This window comes from Candidatus Accumulibacter cognatus, assembly GCF_000584975.1.
GTDB classification, from domain to species: Bacteria; Pseudomonadota; Gammaproteobacteria; order Burkholderiales; family Rhodocyclaceae; genus Accumulibacter; species Accumulibacter cognatus.
On record NZ_JDST02000022.1, the window covers coordinates 24,543 to 49,655 of the forward strand.

Consider the following 25,113-nt stretch of genomic DNA (forward strand, 5'->3'; position numbering starts at 1 on the left):
AGGCCGGCACCTCCTGGCGCCGGCCTGGAAGCCTGCTTTACGACCGGGCGCTCAAGCGCGGCGCCAAGTCAGCTGTGGGTGTCCGTCTGTCTCGATCAACCGCGGAGTTGCTCCAAAATCGCCGGGTTCTCGAGCGTCGAGACATCCTGCGCGGTCGTTTCGCCTCTGGCGAGAGAGCGCAGCAGACGACGCATGATCTTGCCTGAACGTGTTTTTGGCAGGTTTTCGCCGAAGCGCAGATCCTTCGGCTTGGCAATCGGACCGATCTCGCGGCCGACGTGGTCCTGCAACTCCTTGACCATCTTCCTCGCCGCTTCGCCGGTCGGCCGCGCGCCCTTCAGCACCACAAAGGCACAGATCGCTTCGCCGGTCAGATCATCAGGGCGACCGACCACAGCCGCTTCCGCCACCATCGGGTGCGAGACCAGGGCAGACTCGATCTCCATGGTCCCCATGCGGTGACCGGAAACATTCAGCACATCGTCGATACGACCGGTGATCGTGAAATAGCCAGTGTTGATATCGCGGATCGAACCGTCACCAGCGAGGTAGAGCTTGCCGGCGAAATCATCGGGGTAATACGATTTCTTGAAACGCTCAGGATCACCCCAGATGTTGCGAATCATTGCCGGCCAGGGCCTTTTCACGACCAGCAGCCCCCCCTTGCCCCAGTCGAGTTCGGTCCCGGTTTCGTCGACGACGGCCGCCTCGATCCCCGGGAAGGGCAAGGTGCAGGAACCCGGCACCAACGGAGTCGCACCCGGCAGCGGCGTAATCATGTGGCCACCGGTCTCTGTTTGCCAGAAGGTGTCAACAATCGGGCAACGAGCACCGCCAACACTGTCGTAGTACCACTGCCAGGCCGCCGGGTTGATCGGTTCGCCAACGGTACCGAGCAGGCGCAGCGACGACAGGTCGTACTGGGTCGGCGCAACCGACGGATTGGTATCGGCCGCCTTGATCAGCGAGCGGATGGCGGTCGGTGCGGTGTAGAAAATGTTGACTTTGTGGTCCTGGATCATCTTCCAGAAACGGCCGGCATCCGGATAGGTCGGGATGCCTTCGAAAACCATCTCGGTGCCGCCGCAGGCCAGGGGGCCATAGGTGATATAGGTGTGGCCGGTCACCCAGCCGATGTCTGCAGTGCACCAGAAAAGATCGTTCGGCTTGAGGTCGAAGGTCCACTTCATGGTCAGAATGGCATGCAGCAGGTACCCGCCTGTCGAGTGCTGCACCCCCTTCGGCTTGCCGGTCGAACCCGAGGTATAAAGGAGGAACAAGGGGTGCTCGGCACCGACCCACTCCGGTTCGCAAACGTCGGACTGTCCGGCGATCACGTCGTGCCACCAGATGTCTCGGCCGGCAACCATATGGCAGGCACCGCCGGTACGCTGAAAGACGATCACGTCCTTGACCGACTCGCACCCACCCAGCGCAATGCCCTCGTCGACGGCCGGCTTGAGCGGGATCTTCTTGCCGCCTCGGCATTGCTCGTCGGCGGTAATCACCGCTACGGCACCGGCGTCGTTGATCCGGTCGCGTACCGACTGTGCCGAAAAACCACCGAAAACGACCGAGTGAATGGCGCCGATGCGCGCACAGGCCTGCATCGCGACGATGCCCTCAACGCCCATTGACATGTAGATCAGCACCCGGTCGCCCTTCTTGATGCCACGCGCGCGAAGCCCGTTGGCAAACTGGCTTACCCGTGACAGCAGCTCATGGTAGGTTACCCGCTTGACTTCGCCGTCATCGGATTCGAAAACGATCGCCACCTTGTCGCCGAGACCGGCCTCGATGTTGCGATCGAGGCAGTTGTACGAAACATTCAGCGTGCCATCGGCAAACCACTTGAAGAAGGGCGCATTGGAATCGTCAAGCACCTGCGTAAACGGCGTTCTCCAGGATACATGCTCGCGGGCCAGGCGGCCCCAGTAACCGGTGTAATCGCTTGCCGCCTCGGCGCACAGCGCCCGGTAGGCATCCATGCCCGAAATCGTGGCCTGCTTGACAAATTCAGCAGAGGGCTCAAAAAAATTTACGGCCTCGTTCAATGACATGTCCGGTCTCCTGTTTAGGTATTGGTAGAGAATTAAAGAAAGCGATGCTACAAGTCACGAAAAACTCGTTGTTCGCGCCCCCCGCCTAGCGAAAGGCAGATCTAGATCTTATAAGCAGCTGCTCCTCTCTCTATAAGCGGCTGCTCCTGCCTCTTGTCACGCCAAGTGGGCCAGATTAGACGCTGCCAATCTTACATACCACTTACGGCATGGCCGCAACACAACGGAAACAGGCCTTGATGCTAGAATCTCGCTTCCTCCCTCTTCATCGTGAAGCAAATGGCCTCCCTGAAACCCGCTGTTGACAAACTCGAGATGTTCATCTTCTGGAGCCGCTGGCTGCAGGCACCGCTCTATCTGGGTCTGATCATTGCTCAGGGCGCGTATGTGTATCTGTTCATGATCGAGTTGTCACACCTGATTCATAACCTCTTTTTCAGCAGCACACGGATTAGCGAGACCGAGGTGATGCTCGTCGTCCTCGGCCTGATCGACGTGGTGATGATCGCCAACCTGCTGATCATGGTGATCATCGGCGGCTACGAAACCTTTGTCTCCCGACTCGACCTCGAAGGCCACCCCGACCAGCCAGAATGGCTCTCGCACGTCAATGCCGGGGTGCTCAAGATCAAACTGTCGACGGCGATCATCGGCATCTCGTCGATCCATCTGCTGAAGACCTTCATCAACGCAGCGAATTTGAGCGAGCATACGATCATGTGGCAAGTCATGATCCATGCCCTTTTTCTGTGCTCGGCGCTGGCCATGGCCTGGGTAGACCGCATCATGACCCAGACCATCCTGCTCGGAAAGTCACCGCACGCCGCGCGGCACTGAACAGAGACCCGCCGCGGGGAAGGGCCCCGCGGGCCACCCACGAGAGAGAAGCTGAAATGACCACGATCAAGCAGGAAGATTTCATCCAGAGCATAGCCGACGCATTCCAGTACATCAGTTACTACCATCCGCTTGACTACATCAAGGCGCTCGGCGCCGCTTACGAGCGCGAGCAGAGCCCGGCCGCCAGGGATGCGATTGCCCAGATCCTGACCAACAGTCGCCTGTGTGCCGAGGGACACCGCCCGATCTGCCAGGACACGGGGATCGCGGTGATCTTCCTCAAGGTCGGCATGGACGTCAAATGGGAAACCACCCTGTCGGTCCAGGAAATGTGCGACGAGGGCGTGCGCCGCGCCTACAACCATCCGGACAACAAGCTGCGGGCCTCGGTGCTGCTCGACCCGGCCGGCGCACGCAAGAACTCGCGCGACAATACGCCCGCAGTCGTGCATTATGAGGTCGTTCCCGGACATCATCTCGAGGTCATCTGCGCCGCCAAGGGCGGTGGTTCGGAAAACAAGTCCAAGTTCTACGCGCTCAACCCCTCGGACTCGATCGTCGACTGGGTTCTCAAGACCGTACCGACGATGGGTGCCGGCTGGTGTCCACCGGGAATCCTGGGCATCGGCATTGGCGGCACACCCGAGAAGGCCATGCTGCTGGCCAAGGAATCGCTGATGGCGCCGGTCGACATGCACGAGCTAATCGCCCGTGGCGCGCGCAATCGCGTCGAGGAACTGCGCCTGGAGCTTTACGAAAAAGTCAATGCGCTGGGAATCGGCGCGCAGGGCCTCGGCGGACTGACCACTGTCCTCGATGTCAAGATCCTCGACTACCCGACGCATGCGGCCAGCCTGCCAGTGGCGATGATTCCCAATTGTGCCGCGACGCGGCACGCGCACTTCCATCTCGACGGTTCCGGGCCAGCCATTCTGATACCACCGGACCTCAGTGAGTGGCCCGAGGTCAACTGGACGCCCAATACCGAGACCTCGACGCAGGTCAACCTCGACACCCTGACACCGGCCGAGGTTGCCTCCTGGAAGCCCGGTCAAACCCTGCTCCTCAACGGCAAGATGCTGACCGGCCGCGACGCCGCCCACAAACGCATTCAGGACATGTTGGCCAAAGGCGAAAAGCTGCCGGTTGACTTCACCAACCGCGTCATTTACTACGTTGGTCCGGTTGATCCGGTTCGCGACGAGGTCGTTGGCCCGGCCGGCCCAACGACCGCCACGCGGATGGACAAATTCACCGAGATGATGCTGGCCCAGACCGGACTGATCTCGATGGTCGGCAAAGCAGAGCGTGGCCCGACCGCGATCGAAGCGATCCGGAAACACCAGTCGGCGTATCTGATGGCCGTCGGTGGGGCAGCGTACCTGGTCGCGAAAGCGATCAAGACCGCCAGGGTGGTCGGTTTCGCCGATCTCGGCATGGAAGCGATTTACGAGTTCGATGTCAGGAACATGCCGGTCACTGTCGCCGTCGATTCGACCGGGACATCGGTACACCATACGGGACCGAAGGAATGGCAGGCCAGGATCGGCAAGATTCCGGTAGCCGTTGCCTGAATTTCCGGGAGATCACGGGGTCACAGGCGGGGTGCCGGTTCCGGACCGGTTTTACGGGGAATAAAGCATGGCGATAGAGCGACCGATCGAGCGATATGGAACGACCCAGCGGTATTCAGATGTTTGCGCCCATGGGAATACCATCTATCTTGTCGAAACGCCGCAGACGCTTGACAGTAACGCTGCCACGCAAACACGCGAGGTACTGGCCGGCGTCGAAAAGCTTCTGGAACAGGCTGGGAGCGACAAGACACGCCTGCTGCTGGTCACCATTTACCTGCGCGACATCGACGATTTGATCGCCGTCAACGCAGTCTGGGACCGCTGGATTCCGCACGGGACCGCGCCGGTGAGAGTCTGCGTCGAAGCCAGGCTGGCCCATCCCGATTTCCTCATCGAAGTTGCCGTTGTTGCTGCCCGCTAGTTGCCTGGCGAACCGGCTCGCCGACAGCAGCCGGACATGCGAGCCAGCGAGCCGGGGCTTCCTGAGGCCTTCCGCGCAAGTCCCGGCCTGACCCGATGATTGGCATTTTCGATAGCGGCATCGGTGGACTCTCGGTGTTGGCCGCCATCGCGCGTGCGCTACCGCACGCCGACCTGGTTTACCTCGCCGATACGGCTCATCTTCCCTATGGTGACAAGGACGACGCCTACATCCGCAGGCGTGTGCTGACGATTGGCAACCATCTGGTCGACCGGGGCTGCGGGGTCATCGTCGTGGCCTGTAATACCGCGACCGCGGCCGCAGTCGAGGCTTTTCGTGAGACCTTTCCGAAGCTTCCCGTGGTCGGCGTCGAGCCCGGCGTCAAGCCGGCCGCAGCCATGTCACGCAGTGGTCGTATCGCCGTCCTGGCGACGCTGTCGACGGCGCGCAGCGAACGTCTGGCACAGTTGATCCGGCAACACGCGGGCAGCGTCCAGGTCGAGGTAGAGGCCTGTCCCGGCTGGGCCACCCGCGTCGAAACCCTGTCCCTCGACGACCCGGATTTCGTCGAGGAAGCGCGTGGTCATCTGACACCCTTGCTGGCGACCGGCGTCGATCAGATCGTTCTCGGTTGTACCCATTACGCTTTCCTCAGCCCGGTGCTGGAACCCATCGTTGCCCACCAGGCAACGCTGGTCGATGTCGCCGACGCCGTCGCCCGCCAGTGCGTTCGCCTGGCCGGTACCGATGCACTCGGGGGCGGCCGACTGACGCTCCTGGCCACCGCGCAGCCGGAAAAACTGCAGGCTGCCTTGCCCGTTCTCGGCCTGCGCTGGCTCGACGACCGCCTGCACAGCGCCGCCCGCCTGGTCATCGCCTGAACATGGCCCCGCCAGCTCACCGCCTAACGGCCATGACATTTCCAGCCCACCCGATCATGAAAGTCATGACTGTTTCCCTCCCCCGCAAGTGGGGAGGGGAGATTCGTGAGTCGCATACGAGACTCTCACATTAAACAACTCCCATGGATCCACTCAAGAAATCGACCGTCAGCGAGTACGCGTCCTGGATCATGGCCTTGCTGGCGATGCTGCTGGTCATCGAGGTGCACCTGTTGCCGGCGCTGATTGCCGGCTTGCTGGTGTATGAACTGGTGCATGTGCTGGCGCCGTTCTTTGCCCGCCATCTCTCGAGCACGCGCGCCAAGGCCATGGCCGTTGGTCTGGTCGTGTTGTGGGTCCTCGGCGCGGTCACTGCGGCCGTGCTCGGACTGATGGTCTTCATGAACAGCGAGGGCGGCAGTTTCGCTGCCCTGCTCGCAAAAATGGCCGAGATCATCGAGACTTCCCGCTCGACGCTGCCGAACTGGCTCGCCGACTTGCTGCCGCGAGGCGGAGAGGCCATCCGCGAACGAGCCGGCCACTGGCTACGCGAACATTCGGCCGAATTGCAGATGATAGGCAAGGAGACCGGCCGCCTGCTCGCACACTTGCTGATCGGCATGGTCATCGGCGGCATGGTGTCCTTATCCGAGGCGGACACCGGCGAAAACATGGGGCCGCTGGCACGCGCGCTGGCCGAGCGGGTTTTTCGCCTCGGCGAAGCCTTCCGCCGGATTGTCTTCGCGCAGGTCCGGATCTCGGCGCTCAACACCGCCTTCACCACGCTCTACCTCGTCGTTGTGCTACCGCTCTTTGGCGTTCACCTGCCGCTCACCAAGACCATGATCGTCGTCACCTTCATGGCCGGCCTGCTGCCGGTCGTCGGCAACCTGATCTCCAATACCGTGATCTTCATCGTCAGCCTGGCACACTCACCCGGCGTGGCGATCTCGTCACTGGCCTTCCTGGTATTGGTCCACAAGCTCGAGTATTTTCTCAACGCGCGTATCGTCGGTGCCCAGATCCGGGCCAAGGCCTGGGAACTGCTGACCGCGATGCTGATCATGGAGAGCAGCTTCGGCCTCGCCGGTCTGGTGGCCGCGCCGATCTGTTACGCCTGGCTCAAGGACGAGCTGTCGAGTCGGGAACTGATCTGAGACGCCAGGCGAGGTGCTGGCCAGCACGGCAAGGACTTTGCCGTCTTCATCGCGGAAGTACGTAACGCGATGTGCAACTTTTAATGAGAGTGGTCCGAGATGGACATTGAACTCCATACCCCCTGACGCAAGAACATGGCGGACTCGCGCCCCCCAGCCCTGGTGGCTCTCATCGTCTCGGTGCGTCGCCGTGTCGAGACCGTCATCGGACAGCTGGCGGAACGTTTCTCCGCCGAACGGATCGGCGCACGCAAACTCTGGCAGTGGGTAACTCGTCTCTACCGGAAAGTCGCCGCCCATACCTTGTGCGTCCTGATCAACCCGTCCTTGGGGCGACCCTTGCCGGATTTCGAAGGGCTGGTCACGGAGTAAAAGTTGCACATCGCGTAGTCATACCAATGCCCGGTAGAAGGATTGAAGACGGGAGCAGAAACCGCGCTCGATACCGCGCCCAAGGCAGGCAGACCCCAGCCAGTAATTTCTCTGCAAATCTCATGTGAGCAACGCCGAAGCACTGCACCCACCCGACGAACTGGACGCGCGCCCTATCGGAGGGCATCCGAACACAGCCCTTTCTGTCCGCTGTGAATTGCCCACCGGGCCACCGGGACCCGCTCCCGCAATCTTTGCAGACCTTCCCCGGATTCGACCACCAATACCACCGAGCGACCCTGCCGCAATATCTGCTGCAGGCGACTTGGCCATTGCCCGACCGGAAATCCCATTCGGGCACCGCGACGGGTCGGCCGCATGGTTTTCAGTTCAAGTCCGGCAGCCGGAGCATCGGTCTTGCGGACAGCGTAGAACTCGCAGAACGCACCGACCTGCATGAAGACCACGTCATCGGGAAACTGCTCCCGGAAATGACGATACTGCTGCGCCACCCGATGGAAATCCCGGCGCCGCTTGCGGCGCACCCGTGTGCGCATGGTCAGGGGATCAAGAGCCAGGTACTCGGCGAGGAAAGGGAAGCGCCGCCATAGTGAGCGGCACAGCCGCCGAGCACTGGCCTTGCCGAAATGCCCGAGGTAGGACGCCACCGTCGCGGCGAGCGCGTCAACCGCTTCGGCATCGAATGAATACCGCGTGGCCATCTGACCCACTTTCACCAGTCGCCGCTCGAAGTGGTGCAGCCTTTCCTTGCAATTACCCAGCACGCGCCGCCTGACCAGCCGGTAATCGCCACGCACGATGTAGCCGAGGAAATCGACGCCGTCGCTGACCGGCCGCAGCCGTTCGCGGCCGTCGTTCAGTTCCAGCCGCAGCCGCTCACGCAGAAAGCCGCGGATGCGTTCCCGCCAGTCGAGAAGCTGTTGGCGACTTTCGGCGAGCAGCACGAAATCGTCGCAATAGCGCAGGTAATGGCGGCACTTGAGTTCGTGTTTCACGAACTGGTCGAGCCCGTTGAGGTAGACATTGGCGAAGAACTGGCTGTTCAGGTTGCCGATCGGCAGTCCCTTGCCTGGCCCGCTACCGAAAAGCGTCTTGTGGGCGGGAATGCGAGACAGGGTTTTCGCATCCCCCTTGAGAACATAATCGCGAGTGCAGTCGTGGAAGACCAACAGCCGGGTCAGCCAGCGCGCGTCGTCATTCGCAATGCGCGGTGCCAGCAGATCGAACAGCACCTGCTTGTCGATGCTCATGAAGTAATTGCGGATATCGAGCTGCAGGTACCACGCCGGGCGGGTGCCATTGGCCGTCACCCGGCGGAGGAAGGTCTGCAGGCGGTCCACGCCGGCATGTACGCCTTTTCCCTTGCGGCAGGCGTAGGAGTCGTGGATGAACAGCGGCTCCCAGATGCTTTCCAGGTGCTCGACCAAAACGTGATGCACCACGCGGTCGCGGAAATCGGCGGCAAAGACTTCCCGCAGTTTGGGTTTCCTGACAAAAAAACAGACAGAACGCGACGGGGAATACGAACGATCTTCCAACGCCGTCTGCAGTTCCCGCAGGTTCAATTCCTGCCGGGCCTCAAACTTCAGTGCGTTGGCGGTGTGGCGTTTGTTGCGCCGGCAGGCAAGATACTGCCGGTAGAGATTATCGTACGAGAACAGCACAGGGCATCATCCTCCGGGGCGAACCGCCCAGGCAAACAACTCATTGTTCTGGTGGTTGTTGTTCTGGTTGCCATTGTTGGTGTTGAAGTTCCAGGCGTTGCTGGCCGGATCGGGCGCGTACGCCGTACCGGACCAGTAATCGTCGGACTGCACCTTGCCCACCCACTTCCCCCGCCGGCCAGACACCGCAGTGGCGGGGCCACCGGTTGGGAATCCCTCGCGGGTATCCCGCCCTGAATCGACATGCCTGCGGACCCTGAGGGGCCAACAGGCGGGATGGGCGCACGATGATGTTTCTTGGCACGCTCGCCGCGCCCACGGGCGCGGCGATTCTGGCCCCTACGCATTCGAGCAACACGCGAGTTCACCGCTTTTCCGTACTCTTGATCCAGCCTTCGTTCTGTCTGCAAACCGACGACACCTGCTCCACCATATGGGCATAGGCCTTGAAACCCTTGAACGCGCGAACTTCCATCGCCAGGCGCATGGTCAGCAGCAGCGAGTCGAGCCGCTCGCGCAGGACCAGCAGCTCGGGCAGCCGTTCCCGCGCGCCGTTGGCGCGCACCACCTGCTCCAGCACGCGGCGGCTGCCGTTGCGCAGTTCGCTGCCGAGCGTGTATTTGTGATAGCGCGAAAACCCGACCACCAGCTTCTCGAAACCCACCGCCACGTCGAGCGCTGCCTTGTAGATCGGGAGATGTTCGTAACGTGCCATGCCGACTTACCGATGTAACCATTTGACATTGGATCAACGCCGCAGGGGGCGACCGCCCCCTGCACCCCCGCAAGGATCGAAGCCTACGAAGCGCCCAAGGGCCGACGCCGCCGCCCCAGCGCCAAGCCGGCCCATCCCGCCCCGAGGAGGGCAAGCGACATCGGCTCCGGCACCGCCCCAGCGGCGGCGACATCGCCGGGGCGAACCGCCCAGGCAAACAACTCATAGCCCTGGTGGAAGCTGCCCTGGATGCCATAGTAGGCGCCGAAGAGCCAGGCGAGGCTGGCCGGAACGGGCGCGTACGCCGTACCGGACCAGTAAACGTCGGACTGCAGATTGTCGAAGGGAGCAGTGTGGGCAAGGCCCCAGCCGGCCTGCTCGACGCACGACGTCGGGTTCCCATTATCCGGTGTGCAGTACCCCAGATTGCCGAGGTTGACGTAGTACATGTAGGCCATTTCGGAGTTTTGGCTGGTATTGCCGTAGCCCACATCCGTTGTCCCGTTGTTGCTGAAACCGTAATCGAAAACGGCGCCCACCGGGCCCACCGTCGGCAGACGCCAGTCGGTCCAGGTGACGCTGCGCACGCTGTCGAAGTAGCTGAGACCGGCGGCCCAGGCGTTGGCCGCAGTCCAGTTCATCAGGCCATCCGCGTCGTAACCACTAGTCTTCGCGTAGTTGGCATCCTTGAGCCAGGTAATGTTGAGTACATCGTCGTAAATCAAGCCGCCGCCGCGGTCCCACAAAGTTGCCTGCGCTGCACCGCTGGCCAGCAGGCCAATCCCCGCGAGAATCGCGGCCATTTTCTTCATTCCGAACATGATTTTCTCCCTGAATCAGGTTAACAATTGGTTGCCGTAGAATATAAGCAAGAATCATGCCATAAAGCGCAACCCATTGATTTTCAAGGCAAGGCAAGGCAAGGCAGCAAGTGTAAAATTTTCCGACACTTTGGCGCCATCGGCAGGCGACCTTGCCGCCCCCTGTCGGAGGACCGCCTATCCGCTCCCCGCGCCGCCGGATGACGCATGCTGACGGATTGCCGGCATGAGCACGCTTCTCGGGCGGGCCTCGCTGGTCGGGCGGGTGTTGAGGATTGCTTTCGCCAGGCGTAGGGAGTGGCCGATCAGAGAAGCTCACAACGCGCATGACCTTACACCTGTTACGCGATGTGCAACTTTGACTCCGTGACCAGCCCTTCGAAATCCAGCAGTGGTCGCCCCAAGGACGGGTTGATCAGGACGCACAAGGTATGGGCAGCGATTTTCCGGTAGAGACGAGTCACCCACTGCCAGAGTTGGCGTGCGCCGATCCATTCGGCGGAGAAACGTTCCGCCAGCTGTCCGATGACGGTCTCGACACGGCGGCGCACCAAGACGAGGAGAGCCACCAGGGATGGAGGGCGCGAGTCCGCCCTGTTCTTGCGCAAGGGGGGATGGGGCTCAATGTCCATCTCGGACCACTCCTCGGTCAGGAGAGGACGGATGAACCCCTTGTCGCTGAGCAACGCTCCGCGAATGCGCTCCAAGAGGGCGTCACGCTCATCGACGTTGGCCGCCGTCAGTGCCACGCCCGCTATGACGCCGTCCACCGTGGTGAGCACGAGGCCAGGGAAGCCAAAGTCATCCTCCTCTTTAGCGGCGCAGAAGCCCCCATCCGCTTCGCCCCGAAAGGGAGTATGGTGATTCACCCGCTTGGGAGGACACACGGGGATCGGGAATCCCTCCACGAGATGCCCTTGCGCTCCCCCAGCCTCCTGGCCCAGTGCCGATGCAGAAGGGCTTTGACGTGACCGAGGTTGGCCAGTTGTCGGACAAAGGTCGAACGGTCGCCCAGAGGGGGAAACCCTGTGGCCCCATGCCGGCGGAAGGACTCCCAAACGGCCTTGTCGCTGCGGTAGCCGAGGACGCTGCCGATGAACGCCATCGTCAGGGCCTCAGCATCCGACAATTTTGGCGGGAACCCTCGCTTGCGCGGGTTCCCGCCCGGAATACCGCTTGCAGGGCTCCACAAACATGGCCATAAACGACAACCAGGAAGGTTTCGAGGGGCATGGCCAACTCCGGTTTGTGAAAACCGGTAGGGCAGGACAAGCTCAGTAAAAGTTGCACATCGCGTTACGTATAACTGGCGAACGTCCGCATGTCGCTGCGCAGGAAATCGGCAACTGGCCAGTCCTCTCAGAAATACCGCCACCAGACGTAAACGTTGCAGATCGCGACATGGATCAGCATCAGCGGAAAGGCGATCCTGGTGTAGGTCATGAAGCGAAACGGAATGCCGTTGCGCTCGGCGATGCCGGCGACGGTCAGGTTGGCGCTGGCGCCGATCAGCGTGCCGTTGCCGCCGAGACAGGCCCCCAGAGAAAGGCACCACCAGAGCGGCATCAGCGCGTCCGCGCCGCCGAATGCAGGCGCCATCGACTTGATCAGGGGAATCATCGTGGCCACGAAGGGGATATTGTCGACAATCGCCGACAGGAACGCCGATGACCAGAGGATGCTGTAGCCCGTGACCTTGAAATCGCCGCCAGTCGCTGCGAGCAACTGGTCGGCGAGCAGGCGTAGCAGACCGGCATGCTCGACACCGGCAATCACGATGAACAACCCGACGAAGAAAAAGATCGTGATCCACTCGATCTCGTTGTATACCTTGACGACATTCTCCGACTGGTGCTCGGCCGACTTGCCGAGGTTGTCGAGCATCAACAGCAGCGCCGCCCCCGCCATGCCGATGGTGCCCGATTCCAGCCCCAGCGACCGCGCCATGACGAAAGCCACGATCACCAGGGCCAGCACCAGCGAGGCCCGCTTCAGCAGTCGTGAATCGGTGATCGCCTCGCTTTCGTCGAAGGCCATGACTCGCGCGCGCAGTTCGGCCGTTGAGGCCATGCTGCGTCCCCAGATGAGGTGAATCGAGATGACATGCACGACGAGGATCACAGCGATTACCGGCGAGAGGTGAATCACGAAGTCGTTGAACGACAAACCGACCTGGCCGCCGATCAGGATATTCGGTGGGTCGCCGATCAGCGTCGCCGTACCCCCGATGTTCGACGCCAGGATCTGCGAGAACAGGAAGGGATAGGGATTGACTTTCAGCGCTTCGGTGATGACCAGCGTCACCGGAACGACGAGGAGCACGGTGGTGACGTTGTCGAGCAGCGCGGAAACGACGGCGGTGACCACGGCCAGCATGGCGAGAATGCCGGCCGGGTTGGCCTTCACCAGTTTTGCCGACCAGATCGCCAGATACTCGAAAACACCCGACTTGCGGGTAATCGAGACGATGACCATCATCCCGACGAGCAGGCCGATCGTGTTGAAATCGACGCCGGAGACCGCCTGCTCCTGCGTCAGCAGACCGAACATGACCATCAGCATGGCCCCGAGCAGCGCGATGATCGAGCGGTTCAGCCGCTCGCTGATGATCACGCCATAGGTGACGATCATCACCACGGTCGCCAGCCACAGGGGATTGAGGCCCAACAGGACCCCGGAAGCAGCAGCATGCATTACTTGACCCTCCCGATGCGGGCGAGAACATCCCACACCGAAACGATGCCGAGCAGTTTCCCGTTCTCGACGACGGGCAGGACGTTGCGCTGCCGGTAGAGGAAAAGCAGTGCATTCATCAACGGAGTGTCCAGTGAAAGCACCGGCTCCTCTCCATCAAGATACTTGCTGACCGGGTCATTGGCGGCGGCCGCCATTCGTTCCTGCAAGTCGGTCAGCGAGTCCCGGATGAAGCCGACTTGCAGGAGGCGTGCCAAGGGTTGCTGGTCGGTATCGTGCGACAGAACCCGCGGCATGGCCAGTGCGACCAGCCGGCTGCGTGGCAATATGCCGACGTAGCGGCCATCCGTATCAACCACCGGCAGCGCCGGCAAGCGCTCCCGGACCATCGTCTGCAGGGCAACCGATACCGAGTCGGTCGGCTTGAGCACGGCCGGCGGATCCGACATGATCGACCGGCACAAGGATTCTTGATCGTGTTTCATGAAGCTCCTCTGGAGTCACCGCGAAGGCCGCGAATGCTCTTCGGAGTATTCCGGAGAGGCGAAAAATTCGACGGCTGTCCGGAGTATGCCGAATCGTGCGAGCCGCTGTCAATCGCCAAGCTGCCGCCGACAAGTCCCTGTTTTTTCTGGAGTGACGGTCCCGCGACGGAATTTTCGCACTTTCCCGGAAGACCGCGGAAAGTCTCCCGTTTTGCCCATGAAAAGCGATGAAACATGACTTTTACATGAATTGTGGAGCCTGCCCTCCAGCTTCAACCCCGTTGTGACCGCAAGGCTTCCGAGGATTCCTCGGAAGGTGGTCAGGGTTTTGCTGCACGCAGCGCGCGATCGCGGCATCTGGAAGGACATCCAGAAGGAGCACCCCGGAGTACCCGGGCGGTCAAGGAAGCGCTTGTCTGATCGGCCGTGAAGCCGACACTTGCCTGGTAGGGTCTCCCGGCCACACGAACGAATTGGTCATGGAACCGGTCCACCGTGTCGAGTGGCGGGAATCAATCGCCCGTTCGACTGCCAACCGCCGATTCACTCACAAACGGTGACGGCCAGCGGAGCCATCTCCTTATAGAGCAGCCCGAGCGGCGGCTTGCGGGAGACGGCGATGATCCGGGTACCCGGCGGATAGATCAGATGATAGGCAAGAAACATGTGCGCCTCCTCGCTGCCGAGCAGCAGTTCGCGCAAAGCGGCATAGCCGGGATGGCCCAGAACCTCGACTTCGTCGTAGTGGTGACGGTTGAGCCGTATGGAGCGCCGATGGAACTCGATTTCGGGATGGTTCTCGCCAAGCAGTTCGTGCATCAAGCGATAGCGAATCTCCGGCAGGACGATTACTCCAACGCTATCGGCACCCACCAGCCACTCGACGGCCCTGGCTTCTCCGACCGGGTCCGGTTCGTGGTCGCCAAATGCCTGGCACCAGCGCGGAAAGTACGCCGAGTAACGACGAATGATCTTTTCCATCACCGGATGCCGCTAGCGGCCGCTGGTGGCGCGGTCGATCAGATGACTCACCACGTCGGTATCCGAGACGAAGCCCTGCAACTCGTTGTTGTCGATGACCAGCACGCTCTTGACCGAGTATTGGACCATCAAGCGCGCCAGATAGCGGATCTCGAGGTGCTGCGAAACCTGCAGCGCCGGCTTCTGGGCGATGTCATAGACATTGAGGAGGTCGATGTCGCCGTCCTCGGCAATCACCGCCCGGGCGACATCGCGGTAGGCAATCAGACCGTAGGCATCGCCCGAATGGCGTTTCTCGACCACCAGCGACTTGACGCCGCGTTCCTTCATCATCAGCAGCGCCTCCCGGACAGTGGCCAGCGGACTGATGGTGACGATTTTCTTCTTCATGATTCCGGCAACCAGCATGACAAACACTCCTTCAGTCAATGATCTTGATCAGCAAGCGGGCAGGCCCATATCCGCATGCGCTCACAGTTCCTCCTCGACTTCGCGCCGGAAAGCCTGCATTTGCGCCAGGCCGATGCCGACCACGCTGCCCAGCGGCAACGAAAAAGCCAATCCTCCCCCCGGCAGGTCCATCTTCATCTGCATCTTGACCGTTCTCAGAATGCGCATCGCGAGCTGCTTCTCGACCACACACAGCAGCAACGACTCCTTGCGCTCCAGACCCAGCCCGAGGAAGGTCTTGCGCTCGTTGTGCCGCAGGCCCTTGCCCTTGAGGATGGTGATGCCGGTCGCACCGGCCTCCTTGAGAATTTCGACCGCCCGGTTCTCGTCTTCATCCGGAACGATCAGCAGCACAGCAGAGAATTTCATGGACCGATCTCCTTGACAGGTTTCCTCGATCGCAGCCACCAGTTGGCCAGCATGCCATAGGACATGACGATGATCATCGGCAGCAGCGAGGCGAAAGCAATCAGGCCGAAACCGTCGATCATCGGGTCGCGACCCGGCGTTCGCTCGGCCAGCCCGACACCGAGTGCGGTCACCAGCGGCACGGTCACCGTCGAGGTGGTCACGCCACCGCAGTCATAGGCGATCGGCACGATGAAGTCGGGGGCAAATCTGGTCATCGCCAGCACCAGCAAATAGCCGGGAATCAGCCAGTAGGCGATGTTCGTGCCGTCGATGATGCGTGCGCAGCCGATGACGATGCCGATGCCCACCCCCACCGAGACCAGAAAGCGTAGCCAGAACCCCTTGAGCTGCCCGAGGCTGACCTCATCGGCCTTGATCGACAGTGCGATCAGCGCCGGCTCGGCCATGGTCGTTGCAAAACCGATCAGGAAGCCGTAGAGGTAGACCGCCCACATCGGTACGCCGTCGCGCATCAGACCACGGGTCATCTCGTCGCCCAACGGAAAGAGACCGACCTGCAGCCCCTCGTCGAACATGAACAGGCCGACAGCCACCAGCACCATGCCGACCGCCAGGCCCCTGGGATCGGCCAGCGGGCGACGCAGGATGACGAAACTCGAGAACAGCACGACGGCGATGATCGGCAGCAGGTTCCTGACCATGATCCCGAAATCGATCAGCATTTCGAGCGCCGCATACTGATGCTGATCGTCGCTCGGCATCATCACCACCGACGTGCCGGCCGCTGCGGGAACAAAGAACAGGATGCCGTAGAGCTGAATGATGATCATCGGCGCCAGCGCACCGAAAGCGATCAGACCAAAACCGTCGAGCAGCGGATTGCGTCCGCGGATGCTGGTCGCCAGACCCACCCCAAGCGCGGTCAGCAGCGGTGCGGTGACCGTCGAGGCGACGACGCCGCCGGAATCGAAGGCCAGGCCGACCAATTGCGGCGGCGAGAAAACGGTCAGCACGATGACCAGCAGATAACCCGGAATCAGGTAGTTGCCGATCGAGTGGCCGAGGACGATGCGCCAGACACCGACCACTACCGCGATGCCCACACCGAGCGCCGCCACCATGCGCAGCGTCAGCGCGCCCATGCTGCCTCCCGAGACCGCCTCCGCCTTGTAGGCGACGGCCATCAGCGCCGGTTCGGCGGCCACCGAGGCAAAACTGACGAAGAAGGCAAAGAAGACGAGCCAGAGAAACGAGCCGCGCCGGGCGAAATCGAAAGCCATCGTCTCGCCGGCCGGAAAGATCGCCGCGTCGAGCCCCTTGACGAAAAGCGCCAGGCCGAGAAGGACGACGGAAAAGCCACCGATCAACGCAGCCGGGTTGTCGGGCATGCGCTGGATGAAAAACACCTGGAACAGGACGACCACGATCAGTGTGGGTGCCAGGTCGCGTGCCGCCTCGTGCAGGAGCTCGCGGATGACGCGAAACAGCGAGCCGAGCCCCATCCTAACTCCGGCAACCGGCACGACGAGGCGCACAAGCCGGCATGTCCGAGAGCGCCGATCGCCAAGTCATCGGTTGCGCAACATCGAGCGGATCAGTCGTTCTGGGCATGGACCCGGATGATGCCGCAAGTTCGCCGGTGCCGCAAGTCCCTGCAAAAAAATCACTCCGACATGGCGCGCGAGCACAGTTGCTCGCGCACCGCCGGTCGTCAACCGTCGCCGGAGGACGGCAGCGCTGCCACAAGGCCGCCACAGGCATGCCATGGCGTCCCGCGCGACCGGTTCCCGATTGACGGTGGCAGACCGGAAAGGCCATACTCCTGTCCGCATCATCAACGGTTCTCGCGCTGCAGGCGTACGGCCCCGGATCGCGGGCCTGCGGTTGTGCTGCACTTGTCGCCGACGTCGACGATCGCAGCTGGCGTTGCTGCGCTGCCGGTCCCGCAGCCGGAACCACGTTCTGTCGTTCTTCACGGCAAGGCCTGTCCATGATCGACCGCTTCGCGCCCGTGGTCTACATTCTCGGCATCCTGATCGTCGGCTTCGGCGTGCTGATGCTGCTCCCGCTCGGCCTGTCGTGGGTGGCCGATGACGGCGCGCACAGTGCCTACGACGAGGCCGTCCTGATCACCATTGCCACCGGTGGCGCGCTGACCTTCGCCGTGCGCCACCGGCGACGCGAGATGCGTGTGCGCGAGAGCTTCCTGCTGGTCGCGCTGATCTGGTCGCTGCTGCCGGCTTTCGGCGCCCTGCCGCTGTACCTGCACATCCGCGAACTGTCCTGGACCGACGCCTACTTCGAAGCCGTTTCGGGATTGACGGCAACCGGCGCGACGGTTCTTTCCGGTCTCGACCACTTGCCACTGTCGATCAATTTCTGGCGTACCTTCATGCACTGGGTCGGCGGGCTCGGCGTCGTCGTTTTGGCGGTGGCGATCCTGCCGCTGCTCGGCTTCGGTGGCCGCAGCATGCTCAAGGCGGAAACGCCAGGCCCGATGAAGGAGAACAAGATCACACCGCGCCTGACCGAAACCGCCAAGGGCCTGTGGGTGGTGTATGTGATCCTGACGGTCGCCTGCGGCCTCAGCCTGTACCACGCCGGGATGATGCCGTGGGACGCGATGATGCACGCCTTCTCGGTCATGGGCCTCGGCGGCTTCTCGACCAAGGATGCCAGCCTCGGCCACTTCGACAGTCTCAAGATCGAAGTCGTCGTCATCTTCTTCGCGCTGCTCGCCGGCATTAACTACAGCACGCACTTCCTTGCGCTGGCGAAGAGATCGCTGCGCGTGTATCGCTTCGACGTCGAAGCGCACTATTTCCTTGGCTTCCTCGCGCTCAGCAGCCTCGGGCTGACGCTTTACCTACTACCGGACGACATCTACGGCGATTTTCTGACCACTTTCCGCTATGTCGCCTTCCACTCGGTATCGCTCGCCACCTCGCTCGGCTTCGCCACCACCGATTATGCGCAGTGGCCGCTGTTCGCACAGTTGTGGATCCTCTTCCTCGGCAGCTTTGTCGCCTGCTCGGGATCGGCCGGTGGCGGCATCAAGATGATCCGCGCGGTGATTCTCTACAAACAGGTGTTCCGCGAACTGGTGCGGGCGATGCACCCGCGCAGCCTGCAAAGCGTGCGCTTTGGGACGGGCGTCGTATCCGACCATGTGCTGCACTCGATCCTTGGCTTCTTCTTCATCTACGTCGTGTCGATCGTCGTGTTGACGCTGCTGATGATCGCCACCCGGCTCGACGTCATCACCGCCTTCTCGGCCGTCGTCGCCTGCATCAACAACACCGGTCCCGGCCTCAACCTCGTCGGCCCGGCGACGACCTATGCCGTGCTCAGCGACTTCCAGACCTGGATCTGTACTTGGGCGATGCTGCTCGGCCGGCTCGAGATCTTCACGCTGCTGGTCCTGCTGATGCCGGCTTTCTGGCGGCCTTGAGAAGGCGTGGCAAAGCGGCCCGGCGCTCTTGCTGGCCAGCGCGTAGCGCGTCGGGCGGATGCAGGGATCGATCGGCGCTGATTGGCCTGCGACCAATAGACCCATGCTGTTCAGCACGCCGATCACCCGGTCGATGCGTCCATTCTGGTTTCGCAGGATGCGGCCGGATGCTCCCAGGCACGTTCCAGGTCGGCTCTCAACGTCAGGCCAGGAGCTGGACAATCCACCGGCAACAACCTGACCTTTCCCGCGAAGCGGGCGCGACCTTCAGCCCGCCTGTGAAGCTTCCGCCGCCAGGTGGCGAAACGCCTGCGCAGTACTCAGGAAGACCTGCCCGCTGAGTTCCTTGCCGAGAAAATCACTTTGCTGCAGGCGGTCCATCACCGGGCCCTTGACTTCCGTCAGATGCAGTTTGGTCCCCTGCGCCCGCAGGCTGCGGCTGATCTCGGTCAGCGCATACAGGCCGGTGGTATCGATCAGGCTCACCGCCGACATGACCAGTACCACGTGGCAGGTGACCCGACCCTGCGTCGCTCGCGCCTTCAGCAAGCTCTCGAGGCGGTCGACGACCGCGTCGACATTGCCAAAGTACAGGTCGGCGTCGACGCGCAGCATCAACACCGCGGGCAGTGTTTCCACGTCGTGCCGTTCGACATTGCGGAAGTGCTCGCTGCCCGCGATCCTGCCGATGACGGCAATATGCGGCCGACTGGTGCGCCAGATCAGGGTGGCGAGCGATAGCACGACGCCGAGGATCACGCCCTCTTCGACGCCAAGCAGCAACACGCCGGCGACGGTGGCCAGCAGCGCTCCGGCGTCGCCGCGGTCATAGCGCCAGGAATCCCGCAGAGTCGTCAGGTCGATCATCCCGAGCACGGCCAGGATGATGGTTGCCGCCAGCGCCGGCAACGGCAGCAGCGACACCCAGGGCGTCGGCACCACCAGGATGAGCACGACCAGGGCGGCCGAAATCATGCTCGCCAGGGGCGTGTTGGCGCCGGCCGAGTAGTTCACCGCAGACCGCGAGATGCTGCCGGTGACCGGCAAGCCCCCGGATAGCGCGCTGGCCACATTGGCGGCGCCGAGGCCCAGCAGTTCGCGGTTGGTCGTGATGCGTTCACCGCGCTTCTGCGCCAAAGATTGCGCCGCCGACTGACTCGAGAGAAAGATCATGAAAGCGACCAGCACGCCGGGCACCAGCAAGGCTCGCCAGTGTTCGGCCGACACGCTCAGGGCGATTCCGGGGATCCCAGAAGGAATCTCGCCAACCGCCTTCACCCCGCCTTGCGCCAGGCCCAGAACACCGACCACGGCCGTCGCCACGACGAGAACCGCCACCGGCGCCAGTCTGGCCAGCGTCTCGGCGACGCGCGTCGACAGTCCCAAGGCACGCAGCGCCTTGGCCAGATACTGCTTCGCCGCCCACAGGGTCAGCAGCGAACTGACGCCGATGATCGCGCTCGGCAGATGGATGGCCGCTGGTGGCCCACCGAGGAGCGGCTCCATCTGGCCGCCGGTGATCAGCAAGGCCGCGCCGGTGGTGAAACCGCTCATCACCGGCCGGCTGAGAAAGCCGGCGAGGAAACCAAGGCGGAAGACGCCGCTCAGGAACAGAACCACGCCGGCGATCAGCGCCATCTGCCCCGCCAGAACGACGCTCAGCGCCGAACCGGGCGGCGCGAAAGCCGCCAGTGAAGCGCCCGTCATCAGCGAGGTGATCGCCATCGGCCCCACCGATTGAACCATGCTGCTGCCGAAAACCGCATAGGCGATCGGTGGCAGAATGCTTGCATACAGCCCGGCGACTGGCGGCAAGCCGGCGACCATGGCATAGGCCATGCCCTGGGGAATCAGCATGAGCGCGACGATGACGCCGGCAGCGAGGTCGCCGGCCAGCAGTTCACGGCGATAATGTTTCAGCCAGAATGGCATGACTACTGTCTCCCGATTGTTCACCAGGGGCGATGGAACGCGACGAACATGGTACGCGTCATGCCGCTGTCGCTCTATAGGTACTGCGTACCAACGGTGGCAAATCGGCTGCCCAGCTACTCGCCGAAGCCACCACCGCTGGCGGGCAGGCGGGCCGTACGCTCGGGCCTGGCCCGAGCGTCGTCTTCCCGGCATACCTTGCCGGCTCCGTCGGAAGCACCACCGTCTTGCGCAGAGCGTAAGTATTACCGCCCTCGCAACGACCAAGCCCCATCGTAAGTCGTGGAGGCTTCCATGTCCTGGCATTCTCTGGCAAGTCCGCTGCTCCTCGCCGTCGCTTGCGGCGCCGCCGACGCCGCTCCTGCGGCCGCCTGCCAGCGCAGCAGCCCGCCGCATACGGTGGCGCTGGTCGAACTGTTCACCTCGGAAGGCTGCAGCAGTTGCCCGCCTGCCGACCGCTGGCTGAGTACGCTGGCGACGCGCTACGGGTCCGAGCAACTCGTGCCGCTGTCGCTGCATGTCGACTATTGGAATTACCTCGGCTGGCAGGACCGCTTTGCACAGGCGCAGTTCAGCGAACGCCAGCGCCAGCTCGCACAGCGCTCGGCCAGTCCTGTGGCCTACACCCCGGAGGTGTTTGTTGGCATGCGCGAACTGCGTAGCTGGCACGATGCAGCCAGCTTCGAGCAGCGGCTGCGCCAGATCAATCGCCAGCCGGCCCGGGCAGACATCAGCCTGGCGATGCAGGGAGGCGAAACCGGAACACTCGCCGCCGAGGCCCAGTTCCGTGCGCCAGCCACCGAAAATGGCCGGAACAGCCTGCAAGGCGTGCTGGTGCTCTACGAAGACCGTCTCGAATCGAGCGTGCGCCGCGGCGAAAACCGCGGCGCGACGCTGCGCCACGACCATGTCGTGCGCTACTGGTCGCCGCCCTTCCCGCTGCGCCCCGACGGTACGCCGCAGACAGTCCGCCGCACGCTGGAGCTTGGCGCCGAATGGAACAGGACGAAATTGGGCCTCGCTGCCTTTGTCCATGACAGCCGCACGGGCGAAGTGTTGCAGGCGATCTCGCTGCCGGTCTGCGTCGCGGCAGCGAGGTGAACGAGCAGCTTGTGGGCATGCATCACCAAGATCGCCGGTTGCTCACCGTTCTTGATGGGCACGAAGCGCCTGTTGGGCCGCCCCCCCGCTTCGCCTCTGCCCCCCTCTGCTACCAGCGAATCTGGACCTCCTGGATCACTTGCGGCGTCGCACGCTGAATGGTGAACTTGATGCCCTCGACTTCGATCGTCGTGCCGGGCGCGGGAATCTCGCGCGCATACTCGAGCAGGAAGCCCGAGAGCGTGTCGTAGTCGCCCTCGCGGGGCAGCTTCAGGCCCAGTGTTTCGTTGAGCATCGCCGGGTTGGCGCGTGCGCTGACCAGGTAGTCATGGTGGCCAAGTTTCTTCAGCCATTCGGCTGGTTTTTCCTGCCGGTCGTATTCGTCCTGGATGTCCTCGACCACCTCTTCGATGATGTCCTCGATGGTGACGATCCCCTCGGCGCCGCCAAACTCGTCCATCACCACGGCCATCGCATCACCATCCTTGCGCAGTTCGACGAGCATCGCCTCGGCGCTCTTGCTGGCCGGTACATAGCGCGTCGGGCTGATGAAGGGCTCGATCGACGCGGATTCGTCGACGCCCAACAGATCCATGCTGTTCAGCACACCGATCACCCGGTCGATACGTCCATCATAGACCGGCAGGCGGACATGCGAGCACTGTACCGCCAGGCGCACCGCATCTCCGACCGTTGCTCGCTTCTCGATGGCATTCACGTCGATCAACGGCACCATCACCTTGTAGACCGTCGTTTCGGAAAAATTGAACATGCGCCGGATCATCGTCTTTTCGATCTGCTGGATGTCGCCCCCTTCCTGCGGCGGCATCTGTACCATGCTCTGGATCTGCTCGCGCAGGGTGAAGGGGTTATGCTCTTCTCTCGCGCCGGCGAGGCGCGAGAGAAGCTTTGAAAGGGTCACGAAGACGATCAGGATCGGCCAGAATACGATCGAAAAGAAGCGCAGGATGTAAATCACGTAAGGCGTGATCGTATCGGCGCGCTGCTGAAAGACGCTTTTCGGAACGATCTCGCCAAACACCCAGATCAGCGGCGCAACCAGGATGACCGCCAGCCAGCTTCCCGCCTCACCGAACAGTTCGATCATCAGCGCGGTGGCGATCGTCGAGTTGGTCACCACCGCGATATTGGTGCCGACCAGCGTCGTAGACAGCAACCATTCCGGCCGCTTTTCCAGCATTTCGAGCGCCAGACGCGCGCCACGCGAGCCTTTGGCGGCGTCGTGTCGCAGCTTCATTCGGTCGGCGCTGACGACGCCGAGTTCTGAACCCGAGAAGAAACCCTCGGCAACCAGGCAAACGATCATCAACAGGACAGTGATCCAGATCTCCATCTATGCATCCTCCCGCTTGCTGAACACCGGAGCGGGCGACCCGGCACTCGCTGGACCGCCCTCGCCGGCCGGCGGCACGACTTGTGCCGACGCGCCATGTACAAATTCGTCACCGGCATCCGTTTCCGGTCTGTCGACCACGTCGGGGAGCCGTTCAACCAGGGCGTGTGTGATGCGATTATGCTCGATCCTTTCAACGGTGAACTTCAGGCCGCAGAGATCGATCACCGCACCCACGGCCGGCAGTTCGCCAAAAGCGTCCAGCAGCACGCCAGCCAGGGTTTCGGCCTCCTCGCGCTCGATCGCGACGCCAAATTCCTGATAAAAGTCCTGATAAAAGTCTTCGACCGACATGCTGGCATCGATCAGACGGCTGCCATCAGCCAGTTCGCGCACCGGGTGTCTACTCACCGCTTCTCTGTCGGAAGGGCTGGCAATCTCGCCGAAGACGCATTCAAGCAGGTCTTCCATCGTCACCAGCCCGGTGACGCCCCCGTACTCGTCGACGATCAAGGCAAAGGACAGCTTGCGCTGGCGGAAGGTATGAAACAGCTCCACCGCCGGTTTCGATTCGGGAAAGAAGTTTGCCTGGCGCAGCAGTTTGCGAACCCCCTGCGGATCGCGCTCGAGACGGGCAAGATCAACGCCGAGGAGGTCGCGCGCGTGCAGGATGCCGACGATGCTGTCGCGGTGCCCCTTGAATACCGGATAACGGGACTGGCGGCTGGCCTTGATCTGCGCCAGCAATTCCACCACTGGCAGATCGGCCGACAGAAAATGGATGTCCGAACGCGGACGCATGAGGTCGCGCAGGGTCTTGCTGCCGAAGTCGAAGATCTTCTCGATATACTGCGCTTCCTGGCTGTCAAGGGCGCCTTCGCCGACGGCATCGTGCACTAGCGTGCGAATCATGTCCTCGGTGACCAGGTTGCCCTGCGAGCGCTGCCTGCCGACGATCAGGGTGATGAAGAAATCGGCGATGTAGCGGATCACCTCGCGCAGCGGCGTGATCAGGCGAGCGACGAGGGCGATCGGACGACACTCGGCGCTGGCGAAGGCGACGTTGTTGCGGATCGCCAGCACCTTCGGCGTGATCTCGCCAAACAGCAGCAGGATCGGCACCATTACCAGCAGGTTGATCATCTCGTTCTCGGCGCCGAACAGGTGGATGATCATCGCCGCCGAGATCACCGAGGCCGAAACATTGACGAATTCGTTGCCGATCAGTATGGTGACAATCAACCGTCGCGGTTCGCTGCGTAGGCGTTCAATCAGTTCGATGCGCGGATTCTTCGCCGTGCGCATCTGGTCGAGCTGGAACTGGCTGAGCGAGAACAGTGACGTTTCAGTGCTCGAGAAGAAACCCGAGAAACCCAGCAGGACGACAAAGACGATCAGTTCGATCCATAGGGCAGGATCCATGGTTCACACCTTCCTCCAGTAAGAGATCACAACAAGACAAGACATCATCCCCCTTTCGGCGGCCAGAGGATTGCGCAACAGGCCGGCGGCAGCCCCACTGGCACCGGTGCCGGCCAACCGGGCAGCCCATGGGCAGCCCTTCGCCAGCGGACATCCATCGGCGACGGTCACAACAGAATGGAGGGGTATCTTGGCACCGGCAAATGCTCGCGCAACGACCGCTCTTCCTGCCACGAAACGGGTGTCCGCCGACAGGCGGGAGAGGAGAAACATGCCGCTGGCAGCTTCACTGCGGCGATAGGGCAGGCGTAAAATGGGGAATTAAGGTGATTTCCTCATTTT

General features: G+C 62.3%; 23 protein-coding genes. 8 read left to right on the forward strand and 15 right to left on the reverse strand.

Annotated elements, in window-relative coordinates:
* Positions 1-95: 95 nt before the first annotated feature.
* Positions 96-2,060, reverse strand: coding sequence for an acetate--CoA ligase (gene acs / locus AW06_RS05225; protein WP_034946691.1), 1,965 nt, complete (start codon positions 2,058-2,060; stop codon positions 96-98).
* 279 nt (positions 2,061-2,339) lie between these two features.
* Between acs and AW06_RS05230 the strand changes: the two genes are divergently transcribed.
* The 6 genes from AW06_RS05230 (at position 2,340) to AW06_RS05255 (ending at position 7,308) form a co-directional block, all read left to right on the forward strand.
* Positions 2,340-2,897 (forward strand): TIGR00645 family protein, encoded by a 558-nt coding sequence (locus AW06_RS05230; RefSeq protein WP_034946694.1) that lies wholly within the window; start codon positions 2,340-2,342, stop codon positions 2,895-2,897.
* A 56-nt stretch (positions 2,898-2,953) separates the two neighbouring features.
* Positions 2,954-4,474: a fumarate hydratase gene (locus tag AW06_RS05235; protein ID WP_034946697.1), complete on the forward strand. Its 1,521-nt coding sequence runs from the start codon at positions 2,954-2,956 to the stop codon at positions 4,472-4,474.
* A gap of 67 nt (positions 4,475-4,541) precedes the next feature.
* Positions 4,542-4,898 carry a RidA family protein gene (locus AW06_RS05240; protein ID WP_034946700.1) on the forward strand — a complete coding sequence of 119 codons (357 nt, stop codon included), beginning with the start codon at positions 4,542-4,544 and terminating at the stop codon, positions 4,896-4,898.
* 95 nt (positions 4,899-4,993) lie between these two features.
* Entirely contained in the window at positions 4,994-5,779 is a 786-nt protein-coding gene (gene murI / locus AW06_RS05245) for a glutamate racemase (RefSeq protein ID WP_034946703.1), read from the forward strand.
* A gap of 143 nt (positions 5,780-5,922) precedes the next feature.
* Entirely contained in the window at positions 5,923-6,936 is a 1,014-nt protein-coding gene (locus tag AW06_RS05250; protein ID WP_034946707.1) for a membrane protein, read from the forward strand.
* Between the two features lie 135 nt (positions 6,937-7,071).
* Positions 7,072-7,308 (forward strand): hypothetical protein, encoded by a 237-nt coding sequence (locus AW06_RS05255; RefSeq protein WP_034946710.1) that lies wholly within the window; start codon positions 7,072-7,074, stop codon positions 7,306-7,308.
* 173 nt (positions 7,309-7,481) lie between these two features.
* Here the strand turns inward: AW06_RS05255 and AW06_RS19930 are convergent, their stop codons facing one another.
* From AW06_RS19930 to AW06_RS05305, 11 genes are all read right to left on the reverse strand, one after another.
* Positions 7,482-8,993 carry a reverse transcriptase/maturase family protein gene (locus AW06_RS19930; RefSeq protein WP_273704401.1) on the reverse strand — a complete coding sequence of 504 codons (1,512 nt, stop codon included), beginning with the start codon at positions 8,991-8,993 and terminating at the stop codon, positions 7,482-7,484.
* Between the two features lie 6 nt (positions 8,994-8,999).
* Positions 9,000-9,155 (reverse strand): hypothetical protein, encoded by a 156-nt coding sequence (locus AW06_RS19935; protein ID WP_273704402.1) that lies wholly within the window; start codon positions 9,153-9,155, stop codon positions 9,000-9,002.
* Between the two features lie 202 nt (positions 9,156-9,357).
* Positions 9,358-9,708, reverse strand: a complete 351-nt coding sequence (locus AW06_RS05265; protein WP_034946713.1) for a four helix bundle protein — start codon at positions 9,706-9,708, stop codon at positions 9,358-9,360.
* A gap of 83 nt (positions 9,709-9,791) precedes the next feature.
* Positions 9,792-10,529 (reverse strand): PEP-CTERM sorting domain-containing protein, encoded by a 738-nt coding sequence (locus tag AW06_RS05270; RefSeq protein ID WP_034946716.1) that lies wholly within the window; start codon positions 10,527-10,529, stop codon positions 9,792-9,794.
* A 341-nt stretch (positions 10,530-10,870) separates the two neighbouring features.
* Positions 10,871-11,437, reverse strand: a complete 567-nt coding sequence (locus AW06_RS05275; protein ID WP_273704403.1) for a transposase — start codon at positions 11,435-11,437, stop codon at positions 10,871-10,873.
* Positions 11,438-11,888: 451 nt separating this feature from the next.
* A complete protein-coding gene (locus AW06_RS05280) occupies positions 11,889-13,223 on the reverse strand; it encodes an ArsB/NhaD family transporter (RefSeq protein ID WP_034946719.1) in 1,335 nt (444 codons plus the stop codon).
* Positions 13,223-13,708: a CBS domain-containing protein gene (locus tag AW06_RS05285; protein WP_034946722.1), complete on the reverse strand. Its 486-nt coding sequence runs from the start codon at positions 13,706-13,708 to the stop codon at positions 13,223-13,225. The genes AW06_RS05280 and AW06_RS05285 overlap by 1 nt, the downstream gene beginning before the upstream one ends.
* Before the next feature lie 543 nt (positions 13,709-14,251).
* Positions 14,252-14,689 (reverse strand): hypothetical protein, encoded by a 438-nt coding sequence (locus tag AW06_RS05290; RefSeq protein ID WP_034946725.1) that lies wholly within the window; start codon positions 14,687-14,689, stop codon positions 14,252-14,254.
* A 12-nt stretch (positions 14,690-14,701) separates the two neighbouring features.
* Positions 14,702-15,097 carry a CBS domain-containing protein gene (locus tag AW06_RS05295; RefSeq protein ID WP_034946728.1) on the reverse strand — a complete coding sequence of 132 codons (396 nt, stop codon included), beginning with the start codon at positions 15,095-15,097 and terminating at the stop codon, positions 14,702-14,704.
* A 63-nt stretch (positions 15,098-15,160) separates the two neighbouring features.
* Positions 15,161-15,508, reverse strand: coding sequence for a hypothetical protein (locus AW06_RS05300; RefSeq protein WP_034925899.1), 348 nt, complete (start codon positions 15,506-15,508; stop codon positions 15,161-15,163).
* A complete protein-coding gene (locus AW06_RS05305) occupies positions 15,505-17,013 on the reverse strand; it encodes a DUF1538 domain-containing protein (RefSeq protein WP_046536260.1) in 1,509 nt (502 codons plus the stop codon). Before AW06_RS05305 ends, AW06_RS05300 begins: the two co-directional genes overlap by 4 nt.
* 488 nt (positions 17,014-17,501) lie before the next feature.
* On the opposite strand from AW06_RS05305, the gene AW06_RS05310 reads away from it, so the two are divergent.
* Positions 17,502-18,962: a potassium transporter TrkG gene (locus tag AW06_RS05310; protein WP_034946731.1), complete on the forward strand. Its 1,461-nt coding sequence runs from the start codon at positions 17,502-17,504 to the stop codon at positions 18,960-18,962.
* 267 nt (positions 18,963-19,229) lie between these two features.
* Here the strand turns inward: AW06_RS05310 and AW06_RS05315 are convergent, their stop codons facing one another.
* A complete protein-coding gene (locus AW06_RS05315; RefSeq protein ID WP_034946734.1) occupies positions 19,230-20,894 on the reverse strand; it encodes a SulP family inorganic anion transporter in 1,665 nt (554 codons plus the stop codon).
* Positions 20,895-21,188: 294 nt separating this feature from the next.
* Between AW06_RS05315 and AW06_RS05320 the strand changes: the two genes are divergently transcribed.
* Entirely contained in the window at positions 21,189-21,995 is an 807-nt protein-coding gene (locus AW06_RS05320; RefSeq protein ID WP_034946737.1) for a DUF1223 domain-containing protein, read from the forward strand.
* A 109-nt stretch (positions 21,996-22,104) separates the two neighbouring features.
* On the opposite strand, the gene AW06_RS05325 is transcribed toward AW06_RS05320, so the two are convergent.
* Positions 22,105-23,349 carry a hemolysin family protein gene (locus tag AW06_RS05325; protein WP_034946740.1) on the reverse strand — a complete coding sequence of 415 codons (1,245 nt, stop codon included), beginning with the start codon at positions 23,347-23,349 and terminating at the stop codon, positions 22,105-22,107.
* Entirely contained in the window at positions 23,350-24,771 is a 1,422-nt protein-coding gene (locus AW06_RS05330; protein ID WP_034946743.1) for a hemolysin family protein, read from the reverse strand.
* Positions 24,772-25,113 lie beyond the last annotated feature (342 nt).